This is a genomic window from Psychrobacter immobilis, from assembly GCF_904846235.1.
Lineage (GTDB): Bacteria > Pseudomonadota > Gammaproteobacteria > Pseudomonadales > Moraxellaceae > Psychrobacter > Psychrobacter immobilis_C.
On the sequence record NZ_CAJGZN010000031.1, the window covers coordinates 1 to 11,934 of the forward strand.

Annotated in this window: 8 protein-coding genes; 1 reads left to right on the plus strand and 7 read right to left on the minus strand. The window is 44.9% G+C overall.

Going from position 1 to position 11,934, the window contains the following annotated elements:
- Positions 1-164: 164 nt before the first annotated feature.
- Positions 165-923 carry an IclR family transcriptional regulator gene (locus tag JMX07_RS12995; RefSeq protein ID WP_201608359.1) on the plus strand — a complete coding sequence of 253 codons (759 nt, stop codon included), beginning with the start codon at positions 165-167 and terminating at the stop codon, positions 921-923.
- 187 nt (positions 924-1,110) lie between these two features.
- Here the strand turns inward: JMX07_RS12995 and mmsB are convergent, their stop codons facing one another.
- From mmsB to JMX07_RS13030, 7 genes are all read right to left on the minus strand, one after another.
- Positions 1,111-2,055 carry a 3-hydroxyisobutyrate dehydrogenase gene (gene mmsB / locus JMX07_RS13000; RefSeq protein ID WP_201608360.1) on the minus strand — a complete coding sequence of 315 codons (945 nt, stop codon included), beginning with the start codon at positions 2,053-2,055 and terminating at the stop codon, positions 1,111-1,113.
- Between the two features lie 169 nt (positions 2,056-2,224).
- Positions 2,225-3,472 carry an enoyl-CoA hydratase/isomerase family protein gene (locus JMX07_RS13005; protein WP_201608361.1) on the minus strand — a complete coding sequence of 416 codons (1,248 nt, stop codon included), beginning with the start codon at positions 3,470-3,472 and terminating at the stop codon, positions 2,225-2,227.
- A gap of 55 nt (positions 3,473-3,527) precedes the next feature.
- Positions 3,528-4,310 (minus strand): enoyl-CoA hydratase, encoded by a 783-nt coding sequence (locus JMX07_RS13010; RefSeq protein ID WP_201608363.1) that lies wholly within the window; start codon positions 4,308-4,310, stop codon positions 3,528-3,530.
- Between the two features lie 32 nt (positions 4,311-4,342).
- Positions 4,343-5,503: an acyl-CoA dehydrogenase family protein gene (locus JMX07_RS13015; protein ID WP_201608365.1), complete on the minus strand. Its 1,161-nt coding sequence runs from the start codon at positions 5,501-5,503 to the stop codon at positions 4,343-4,345.
- Between the two features lie 219 nt (positions 5,504-5,722).
- A complete protein-coding gene (locus JMX07_RS13020; RefSeq protein ID WP_201608367.1) occupies positions 5,723-7,207 on the minus strand; it encodes a CoA-acylating methylmalonate-semialdehyde dehydrogenase in 1,485 nt (494 codons plus the stop codon).
- 342 nt (positions 7,208-7,549) lie between these two features.
- Positions 7,550-9,571 (minus strand): propionate--CoA ligase, encoded by a 2,022-nt coding sequence (locus JMX07_RS13025; protein WP_201608373.1) that lies wholly within the window; start codon positions 9,569-9,571, stop codon positions 7,550-7,552.
- Between the two features lie 313 nt (positions 9,572-9,884).
- Entirely contained in the window at positions 9,885-11,555 is a 1,671-nt protein-coding gene (locus JMX07_RS13030; RefSeq protein ID WP_201608374.1) for a fatty acid--CoA ligase, read from the minus strand.
- Between the last annotated feature and the right edge of the window lie 379 nt (positions 11,556-11,934).

Here is an 11,934-nt window from a genome sequence, read left to right on the forward strand (position 1 = left end):
GGATAGTCGCCCAACGCTTCTATCAGCATGCGAACGGCGCGTTCTTTAATCTCAGGAGTGTAGGTTTGTTTTTTCATTGTCGTATTCTCTCAGAATGTTGAGTCTCCGACAATCCCGGGGCGGTTCAGTCTGCTCTATTTCTTTACTCCTACCGAGCTATGTATATGCCTAAAGTATCGTCGATTACCCGTGTCCTAGAAATCATCGAAGCAGTGTCCTATGCTTCAAAACCGCTTTCTCCACTAGAGCTCTCACAGGAGCTCGATATCCCTAAACCGACCATTCATAGATTGATTCAAAACTTGGTTGATGATGGTTTTTTGACTGTTGATATTGGTGGCGGTATTATCCCTGGTAAGCGCGTACGCAATTTGAGCGTTGAGCTATGGCAACAACGACTGTTCTTTAACGAGCGGCAGATGATTTTGCAAAAACTGGTTGATGAGCTTAAAGAAACTTGCGGTATTGGCATTCCCTATCATATGGATATGATCTATACCAACCGTGCTCAGACGACTTTGCCACTACAGATTTATCTTCCTGTCGGGGCAAAGTCACCTATGTGGTGTACAGCGACTGGTAAGCTCTATCTAAGCCAACTATCTACAACTAGCCGTATGAAAATACTACAAGGGTTACCATTAGATAAGTTCACTAAGAATACGATTACTGATATCGATGCATTAAATGCTGAGCTTGATCGTATCGCTGATACTGGCATTGGTATCGACAATGAGGAATTTATCTCTGAGATGGTAGCGGTGGCTGTACCTATATTAGACAAAAAGTCACGCTATCTGGCTTCACTATATCTGCATGCACCAACCATACGGGTTTCACTTGATGATCTATTGACCCATGTACCACGACTGCAAAAAGCGGCACAGGATATCCAAACCCTCGTGTATGATTTGCAAAGCTAACACAGTAGATTGGTCATCAAAAAAAGGACGACGCTATGATTTTAGCGTCGTCCTTTTTATTTTTAGCAAATGCATTCTCTTAATTAATGCCATCTACTAGTGATACTAAAAATTCTTAATATTAGTATATTTAAGAATTGGTGTGTCTAAGGGTTACATTTAAGAGAGACAGTCAAGAGAATCATGTTTAAGACAATAATGAGACATCATGACGTCCGATAATGCTAGAGAAGTCTTTATCACCATTCTCTACAGTATGTGAGGCATATAGCTCTGTTGCTTTGGCACCCATCGGTGTATCCACCTGCGTGTCTTGAGCTGTCTGCATCGCAAGGTTTAGATCTTTTTGCATCAATTTGCTCATAAAGCCCCCTTGATAGCCATTGCTAGAGGGCACGTTTTCCATGACTTTTGGATAAGGGTTATAAACTTCTAGTGTCCAGTTACGCCCTGAGCTCTGTAGCATGATGTCTGATAGCACTTTGGGGTCTAAGCCGTTCTTGACGCCTAGATTAATCGCCTCTGCCGTCCCTGTCATCAAAATACCTAACAGCATATTGTTGCAAATTTTTGCCACTTGTCCTGCGCCGTGCTCGCCCGCATGAAAGATGTTTTTGCCCATCACGGCAAGTATTGGCTCAGCCTTAGCAAAAGCAGCATCATCGCCGCCGACGATAAAGGTCAAACTACCAGCAACTGCCCCACCTGTACCACCAGAAACGGGTGCATCCAAGAAGTCTATACCAAGCTTATCTGCCGCCTCTGCTACCGTCCTTGCATCAGCCGCCGCAATCGTACTACTGTCAATCACAAGCGTGCCTTTTGGTAACTCTGCGAGCAATCCATCAAAGCCACTATCGCCTAAATATACAGAATGTACATGCTGACCTGCAGGCAACATACTAATCACAACTTGAGCATTACTTGCAGCATCTTTAGGACTTTTTGCGACGCTGGCCCCTGCTTGTGCTAAGCGCTGGGTTGCAACCTCAGACAAATCAAAGACAGATAGCTCATAACCTGCCTTTAATAAGTTCTCTGCCATTGGTGCACCCATATTACCAAGCCCAATAAAGGCAATATTTGGTTTAGAGTTATTATTATCCATCGTACTTGTATCCTTTGTACCCATCTCATCACTCCTTGATGATTTATGATGTAGCAATAGCTACATACTATTTAACAGTATTTATTAGCGAGTATTGCTTATTAATGAATGCTGCCATCTTACGTCTTAGCATCATTCTTTAAAACTTTATGAAATCGCTGGTTGTCTTACGTTATAAATTTCTTTTAGGCAGTTAGCGGACATACTGACTACCCAAAGCGTCACTGCCTAACCAATCGCTCAAAGGATGCTCACCTTTTGCATAAGGATTGACAAAATGCTGGTCGATATACGCCTGCCCTTCCACACTGATACAATCTACTAATGAGCGCGACCATTTAGGACTTCTATCTTTATCAATCAATAGTGCTCGCACGCCTTCTTTGAAGTCAGGATTGGCCGCGCAATGTACTGCGACGTTGGTTTCTAAATACAGTACTTGTTCGATCGATAGGTCAGCGACTTTGTGATACAGCGCATAGGTTAATGCAGCCGTTACCGGGCAGCCATGCCGATAAGTGGCGACTGCGCGCTGCGTCCAGCTGTCTGCTGCAAAATCTTGGTTTAGCTGTGCGAGCGCAGTATCGCTTTGTAGCAGCGTATCAATATCAGCCAAACCGCCACTATTCATCAGTTGCTGAATAGGTTGCCAATATGTTGCAAGCTTACTATCAGGTAGTTCGGCTACTGGCAGCTCAGCAAGTGCACGACTGACAATACTATGTGCGCTATTGTTATGGCACTTATCTGCACCGCTCGTGTTATCGACTGCCTGCCAGTTGCTCTGTTTGAGACATCGGATAACAGCATCATAGTCATGGCTGGCAACAGCATATTCTGCTAGATTGGCCAATAGCGCGTCACTGCCATTACACATCGCTCCAGTTAAACCTAAAAACAAACCCGTCTTAGCAGGCATACGCTGCAAAAACCAACTGCCAGAAGCATCAGGGAACAGTCCAATAGTGACTTCAGGCATGGCGAAACGTGTGCGCTCAGTGACCAGACGATGACTACATCCTGCCATCAGCCCCATACCCCCGCCCATGATGATACCGTCACCCCAAAGTATCAGTGGTTTCGAATAAAAGTGCATTTGACGATAGAGACGATACTCGTGACTAAAAAATTCAGTGGCATACGGGTTTGGCATTGGTGCACTGGTAGACATGCTGTCATAGAGCTTACGAATATCGCCGCCCGCACAGAACGCTTTATCCCCTGCACCTTTTAACACAAGCGCTACCACTTGCTCGTCCGCTTGCCACTGCTCTAACTGCGCTGAGAGCAATTGACACATATCAACGCTGAGTGCATTAAGTGATTTAGGTGTATTGAGAGTCATGACTCCAATCAAGTGCCCGCAATCTGTCGACTCAGTATTAAATAACACAGGTGCTTCTTGTTTAGTATCGTTCGTCGCTGTCATAGCTGCTGTCATAAAAGTGACCTACAAAATTAAATAATAAAAATGGCTCAAGCGTTTTGACTGCTGTTTATTTGTTTTGCCAATTGGGTTTACGCTTCTCTAAAAAGGCCTGCACCCCTTCGCGCTGATCTTTGGTATCAAACAACTTCACGAAAGCTTCACGCTCATGAATAAGATTTTGCGCAGGTGGGGTGTCTCTAGCCGCTTGAATAAGTTGCTTGGAATAACTGACAGCAACGGGTGATTGCTTTGCGACTTTTTTTGCTAAGTCTTGAGCGATTTGCAAACCATCACCTTTGGCCGCGACCTCTTCAACCAAACCGATACGCAATGCCGTATCTGCATCGACCCGCTCACCACACAGTATCATACGTTTGGCCCAACCTTCCCCTACTAACATAGGTAGATTTTGCGTGCCGCCAGCACATGGCAATAATCCCACGCCCGTCTCTGGCAGTGCCATCTGGGCGTGCACTTCTGCGATACGGATATCACATGCGAGCGCACACTCTAGCCCGCCGCCCATCGCATAGCCATTGATGACAGCGATACTGACACCGCGGTAGGCAGATAGCGCTTCAAATGCTTCACCAAATGCAATCGCCATGCTGATGGCACGGCCTTTATCGCCGTCTGAGAAGTTGTTTAAATCTGCACCAGCTGAGAAGAATTTTTCGCCATCTCCATGCACGATTAATGCGTAAACATCGTCGTTGGCATTGAGATCTGTGATGAGCTGCTTAAGTGCTTGCAGACTGTCCATCGTCCACGTATGTGCCGGTGGGTTATTCAACGTCAACGTTGCGGTATGGCCATCAATTGATAGCTGTAGATTTGTATAATCTGTCATAAAACATCCTTGTTTCAGTAAAACGAGATAAATTAGCGTAGCTGGTTTAGCCCTTCATCTTGTAGAACTTGACGTGAAATAATCACACGCATGATCTCATTGGTACCTTCCAGAATTTGATGGACACGTAAGTCTCGTACATGGCGCTCAAGCGGATACTCATTTAGATAACCATAGCCGCCGTGCAACTGCAGGGCCTCATTAGCAACATCGAAACAAAGATCTGTAGACAGACGTTTTGCCATTGCGCAGTAGGTAGACGCTTGTCCATCGTTGTTGTCAACTTTATCAGCTGCTAGATACAGCATTTGGCGTGCGGCGATGGTCTGGGTCAACATATCAGCAAGTTTAAACTGTACCGATTGTAAGCTAGCAATCGGGCTACCAAACTGGCTGCGCTCTTGCACATAACTGGTTGCGGTCTCTAACGCCGCTTGTGCCGTACCTACCGCACAAATACCGATATTAATACGACCACCATCCAGTCCTTTCATCGCGATACGAAAGCCTTGGCCTTCCTCACCTATCAGGTTTTCTACAGGGACTTTAACGTCTTTAAAACTAATCGTGCGTGTTGGCTGTGCTTTCCAGCCCATTTTATGCTCGTTTTTGCCATATTCGATACCAGCACTATTGGCGTCTACGACGAACGCTGACACGCCTTTGGGCCCAGCGCTACCAGTACGTGCCATTACTACCAATACATCGGTTGAGCCTGCGCCAGAAATGAAGGTTTTTTCACCGTTTAGTACGTAATGCTCGCCTTGCTTCTCCGCTTTGGTACGTAAGGAGGCTGCATCAGACCCTGCATTTGGTTCTGTTAGGCAATAGCTGCCAAGCCACTCACCGCTGACCATATTGGGTAGATATTTTTTGCATAGCGTATCGCTACCATATTCACCAATCATCCATGCCGCCATGTTATGAATACTCATATACGCTGCCACAGGCGTATCGCCCCATGCAAGCTCTTCAAACACCATTGCTGAGTCGAGTCTTGGTAAGCCTAAGCCGTCATATTCTGGATTGGCATACAGCCCTAAAAATCCAAGCTCACCAGATTTTTTGATCACATCTACTGGGAAGTGCGAGTTGCGATCCCATTCAGCAGCATTTGGCTTGAGCTCTTTTTGCGCAAACTGACGGGCGGTTTGGCGAAAGGCGACTTGGTCATCGGTCAATGAAAAATCCATAGGGTCATCCTTGTTCTTATAGATCAAATAGAGGGCTTAAATCTCAGATAAACGTTAATAAAAATGTTAGTAAAGATGTTGGTCAGAGATTTTATAAGACATTAGCGCGACATGATAGCGGTATAACGATAATAAAATTGCGTTTAATAGTACCGCAAGTCGCATTATCGTCATACCGTAAATACAAAACGTTATACCAAAAATACAATGAGCTGACGATTAAATTGAAATCGTTGTATTGACACCGCGGCTCGCTTCATCATCAAACCAACGCGCAGTCACGGTCTTTGTCTGAGTATAGAACTGTACGGCTTGCTTACCATAAGGACCTAGGTCGCCAAGCTTACTGCCACGTGAACCTGAGAATGAGAACATTGGAAGTGGCACAGGAATCGGCAAATTAATACCGATTTGACCAACCTGAATGTCTTGCTGGAACTTATGTGCGGCTGCGCCTGACTGAGTAAATATCGCCGTACCATTGCCATGTGGATTGGCATTCAGTAGTTCAATCGCTTCGTCCAAGCTATTAGCACGCATGATACACAGTACTGGGCCAAAGATTTCTTGTTGATAAATTTGCATATCGCTTGTGACATTATCAAAGATAGTTGGACCGACGAAGTTGCCTTTCTCAAACCCTTCAACGGTAATTCCACGACCGTCTAGAATCAAGCTCGCGCCCTCTTCTACCCCAGTCCCAATCAAATGCTCGACACGGGCCTTTGCGGCAGGAGAAATAAGTGGCCCCAAGTCTTTGTCATTTTTCCCAGCTGAGACGACCAAGCTTTCCGCTTTTGCTTTGATCTCATCAATCCATTCACCAGCTGCGCCTACTAGCACGACCACTGATAATGCCATACAGCGTTGACCTGCTGCACCAAATGCTGCGCCTGCTAGCTGATTGAGCGTCTGCTCTTTATTGGCATCAGGCAGGATAACGCCATGATTTTTCGCACCCATCATGCACTGGGCACGCTTGCCTGACTGACTTGCACGCTCATAGACGTGTTTGCCTACATGAGTAGAGCCTACAAAAGAAACGGCTTTGATATCTGGATGGTCACAGATAGCATCGACGGTTGCTTTGCCACCATGTACCACGTTAAGAACGCCTTCTGGTACGCCCGCTTCAATCGCTAGCTCTATCAAACGCATAGTCACCATCGGATCTTGTTCAGACGGTTTTAGGATAAATGTATTACCTGTAGCAATCGCCATTGGGAACATCCATAGCGGAATCATCGCTGGGAAGTTAAATGGTGTGATACCAGCGCAAACGCCGAGTGGCTGCCAAATACTATAAGTATCGACCCCTGACGCAACATTTTCTACAAAGTCGCCAATTTGCAGATTGGCGATACCAGCGGCATGCTCGACCACTTCTAAACCGCGGAACACATCACCGCGCGCATCAGCAATCGTTTTGCCTTGCTCTGCGGTCAAGATTTCTGCCAGCTCATCCATATGATCACGAATCAGAGACTGATACTTTAAAAAGATACGCGCACGCGTGGTAATTGGCGTTTTGCGCCATGTCTCAAACGCAGTATGTGCGGCGACGACAGCTTGGTTAATCTCATCATTGGTGGTTTGTGGCACTTTGGCGATGACTTCTTGAGTCGCTGGATCAGTGATATCAATCCATTCATCGGTGTTTGATTGTACGAACTGACCATTGATGAGCTGTTGAACGTGGTGCATAAGATATCCTTATCTTTTTTGCAAGACTACCGTGTGACGGCACCTATATATTTATTAGAAAAATAAAAGCGATGAGTATTTATCTATAAAACATTATTAAAAACTGAATTTTAAAATGATTTATTTTGTATCGTTATTGACTATAACAATAAACCATTTTTACGGTCAAGCGCTTTATCAAAATTTTATATAAGTTTATTTTGATGACACGTGTTCCTATAAAAATGGTTTAAATAACAAAAACGAAAAAGCCCATGATGACTCATGAGCTTTTTGAAATTAACCTATCTGTCAGCTGCGATTAACACCATCGCTAACTCATATAGTGCTAATTTATATCAATCAGTAATCCTTCATCGCTTGCTTGATCGCATCGATAGCGGTTGGGTTATCAAGCGTTGACATATCTCCTGTCGGTTGGTTTTCTGCCAGAGCACGAATTGAGCGACGTAAGATTTTTCCAGAGCGGGTTTTTGGCAGTGCCTGCGGAAAATAGATAGCGGCTGGTCGCGCGATACCACCCAAAGATTTTACCACAGCGCCTATCACTTGCTGCTCGATACGGAAGCGGTTTTCAGTGGTTTCAATTTGCGTTTGATCTTTTAGGACACAGAATGCAATAGGTAGCTCGCCTTTTAGCTCGTCTTGAATACCCACTACGGCACACTCTGCCATCTCTGGATGCGTACTGATTGCCTCCTCAATCTCTTGCGTGCCTATGCGATGTCCTGCGACGTTAATCACATCATCGGTACGCCCTAAGATGTAGAAATAACCCTCTTCGTCAGTCACTGCATAGTCCGAGGTTGAGTACTGCTGACCATCAAACAGACCAAAATAGCTGCTGATAAAGCGCTTGTCGTTACGCCATACCGTGGTGAGACAACCAGGCGGTAGTGGTGCTTTAATTGCAAGTAATCCTTTTTCGCCAGCCTGACAAGGATCGCCCGTTTCCTCGTTAATGACATGCGCTTCATAGCCATACATCGGGTAACCAGGTGATCCTTGCTTGTGCGGCTTATGATTGAATTTTGGCGTATGGCTCAAGATTGGCCACCCAGACTCTGTTTGCCAATAGTGATCTAAAATTGGTACGCCTAGATGCTGAGTCAACCAACTAGCCGTTGATTCATCAAGCGGTTCACCTGCCAAAAAGAACGACTTCACACTGGACACATCGTAGCGCGTCATCCAGCTTTCGTCTTGTTTTTTGAGCATACGCACGCCTGTAGGTGCGGTGAATAAAATATTAACTTTGTTAGCTTCGACGATACGCCACCAGATACCAGGGTTTGGCATATGCGGCAAGCCCTCATACATGATACTGGTCATACCCGCCAGTAACGGCGCATAGATCGTATAAGAGTGCCCGACGGCCCAACCAATATCAGATATCGCCCAGAACGTCTCGCCAGCCTTGCCATCATAGACATAATCTATCGACGTCGTCAGCGCGACGGCATGACCACCCGTATCGCGTTGAACCCCTTTAGGTGTACCGGTTGTACCAGAAGTATAAAGCAAATAGGACGGGGTATTTGACTCGAGCCAAACTGGCTCTACGACTGCATTGGCCTCACAGCTATGACGACGCTCGGTTGCATAATCGACATCGATGTCTTTGGTTTCAAATGGCAATATACCGCGATTGACCACCAGCACATGCTCTGGCTTGATAGTCGCTTGCTCGACGCCTTGATTGACTAGGTTTTTATAATTGACGACCTTACCGCCTCGTAGCCCTGCATCTACCGTAATGACCATTTTGGCTTCGGCATCGTCCATACGAATAGCCAAGTTATGGGCGGCAAACCCACCAAACACGACTGAATGCACGGCTCCAATACGCGCACAAGCCAGCATGGCATAAGCCGCTTCCAATATCATTGGCATATAGATGATGACACGGTCACCCTTGCCAATACCGTGACGCTGTAGCACATCGGCAAAATAATTAACTTCTTTATATAAGTCATTATAAGTCAGGCGGCGCTTGGTATAGTCTGTATAAAACTCGACGTTGTTACCTAAATCTTTAAACGAATCAACGACCGCTGGAAAGGTTTCTATCAATTCTTGATTAATCTCTGATGACACCCACACAAAAGCATCTTGCTCTGCCCGGTCTGCTAGATGGCGATCGACGCAGTTATAACAAAGATTTGTCTCACCGCCGACGAACCATTTGGCAAAAGGCAGATTACTGTCATCTAGAATTTGCTCAGGCTCTTTATGCCAATAGATACGCTTCGCCTGCTCAGCCCAAAACTGCTCTCGATCCGTAATAGATTCATGATAAATATCAGCGAAGTTTGGGGTGTCTGTCGCTTGGGTGGAAACTGGGGATTGGGAATGGTCGCTCATAGTAGCTGTCCTTAGCATAAACGAGAAATGAGGCAATAGTATTTTATAGTTAAGGCATTCAATAAATTATAACGGTATTCATCTCGCGCGGCGTACTGTCTACATGCCACTGGCTGATACCAACTCTAAAATGCTTCAACTATAAAAAACCATGTCTTAGTAAATACTGGTCATCCTTGCCAGAATTAAAAAACCGATACATATCGTATCGGTTTAAAATGTAACAGAGCCTATCGGAAAGGTCAACTATTAAGCGTGTAATACGCACTACATTTTGACGAATACAAATATTTGAACATTTAATCAATACTAATTAAATCTCAGTTTGATTGGCATACATCTCACGCATGACTTTTTTGTCATGTTTGCCAACGGAAGTTTTTGGTAGCTCATCAACGAATTTAAACTGGCTTGGTACGCCATACTTAGGAATGATACCGCGCTCTACCGCTTTTTCTGCAATCGCTTTGATATCATCAGCACTGGTATCCTTAGCATCAGGCTTTAATACCACCAAAGCCAATGGACGCTCACCCCATTGCTTATCACGCACTCCAATCACTGACACATCAGCCACTGATGGATGTAACGATAAAATGGTCTCAATCTCTAACGATGAAATCCACTCACCACCTGATTTGATTACATCCTTTAAGCGATCGGTGATTTTGATATAGCCATCAGGACGTATGTACGCAATATCTTGGGTATGCATATAACCATTTTCCCACAGCTCTTTGCCAGCGTCGTCATTTTTAAGATAGCTTTGGGTCAACCAAGGCGCACGCAATACAAGCTCGCCTGTATTGTCTGGTCCAGTCCCTACTGACTTGTTGCATTCACCCCATACCTGAGCATCGACCATGAGTACGGGTTTACCTGTCATACAACGACGGGCAATATCTTCTTCTTCAGTCATTTCAGGCTCATCGAGACTAAAACCCGTTAAGCTAATAAGCGGGGCGGTCTCTGACATTCCATAACCTGTATAGACCTCAATGCCTTGGGCCATCGCCGTTTTGGCTAAACCTTCGGTCAATCTTGAACCACCAATAATCATTTTTAGACCATTAAAGCTAGCGTCGCGATCTTGTGCTTCTTTGAGTACCATTTGCAAAATCGTTGGTACACAATGGGTGATACTGACCTTTTCATTGACAATTAAGTCCATCAACGTATCAGGCGCATAGCGACCTGGATAGACTTGCTTTAGACCCACCATGGTTGCTGTAAACGGAAAACCCCATGCATGCACATGGAACATTGGCGTCATCGGCATATAGACATCCCCATAGCTCACGCCTTGCTTATCAGGCAGCATCCCCAAAGTTGCCGCTTCTGCTAGTGTATGTAGCACTAGCTGACGATGGCTAAAGAAAACCCCTTTTGGATCACCTGTCGTGCCTGACGTATAAAAAGTCGTCGCAATGGTATTTTCATCAAAATCTGGGAAATCAAATTCGCTATTAGCAGCTTTTAATAACGCTTCATATTCGCCTGTGACACGGCTTTGGTTGCTACCAAAGATACCTTCAGCAGTGACACCGTTGTCATCAAGCCAGATAATATGCTCAATACTTGAGTTCTCGAACTGATAGTCTTTAACCAATGGCGCAAACTCAGAGTTGAGCATGAGCACTTTAGGCTTGGCATGGTTGATGGTATAAAGGATTTTCTCAGGCGATAGACGGATATTGACGGTCTGTAAAACGTACTCTGACATTGGCACGGCAAAATAAGACTCAAGATAGCGATGACTGTCCCAATCCATCACGGCAACCACATCACCTGCATCAAGCTTTAAGTCTGCCAATACATTGGCCAAGCGATTGATACGCTCAAACAACTCTTTATAAGTCAGGCGCTTTTTGTCCGCATACACAATCTCTTGATCTTGCGATACCGTTTTTGCACGGCTTAATAACTGCTTGACCAGTAATGGATAATCGTAGGCAGATGGTGCACTGTGGTAAATGTTTGACATAGATCTGACTTCCTTGTTTGTCGTACTTATAAGGGATAAGTAACAATAATAATCAAGTTAATAGCAGCATAAAATCTACTGCGCTAACCATTTTAATTTTTATAATAATAGGGTCTGTTGAACATTCAAATGTGGTGCTGGCAGTCACTATTTTTTAGACAATATGCAGTGCAATTTTTGACGCCTAGTCATTCTAGGTTAGACAATTTCACCATATACTGGCAAAAAATAGTACTGCCCTGAAAGGCTGATACTAGGGCGTGTCTTCAATTGGATAAGCCCTAAATAATAGTTACAATACCGCATCTATTGAGTCGATGCGAGAAATACAAGTTATGGCAAGAAAAGCATTAACAGATACGCTTTGGGATCAATTGCA

Coding starts and splice junctions, on each gene's coding strand:
- JMX07_RS13010 (WP_201608363.1), bottom strand. CDS start 4,310: ATGACAGATTATACAAATCTACAGCTATCAATTGATGGCCATACCGCA.
- JMX07_RS13020 (WP_201608367.1), bottom strand. CDS start 7,207: ATGCACCACGTTCAACAGCTCATCAATGGTCAGTTCGTACAATCAAAC.
- JMX07_RS12995 (WP_201608359.1), top strand. CDS start 165: ATGCCTAAAGTATCGTCGATTACCCGTGTCCTAGAAATCATCGAAGCA.
- mmsB (WP_201608360.1), bottom strand. CDS start 2,055: ATGGGTACAAAGGATACAAGTACGATGGATAATAATAACTCTAAACCA.
- JMX07_RS13015 (WP_201608365.1), bottom strand. CDS start 5,503: ATGGATTTTTCATTGACCGATGACCAAGTCGCCTTTCGCCAAACCGCC.
- JMX07_RS13030 (WP_201608374.1), bottom strand. CDS start 11,555: ATGTCAAACATTTACCACAGTGCACCATCTGCCTACGATTATCCATTA.
- JMX07_RS13025 (WP_201608373.1), bottom strand. CDS start 9,571: ATGAGCGACCATTCCCAATCCCCAGTTTCCACCCAAGCGACAGACACC.
- JMX07_RS13005 (WP_201608361.1), bottom strand. CDS start 3,472: ATGACAGCAGCTATGACAGCGACGAACGATACTAAACAAGAAGCACCT.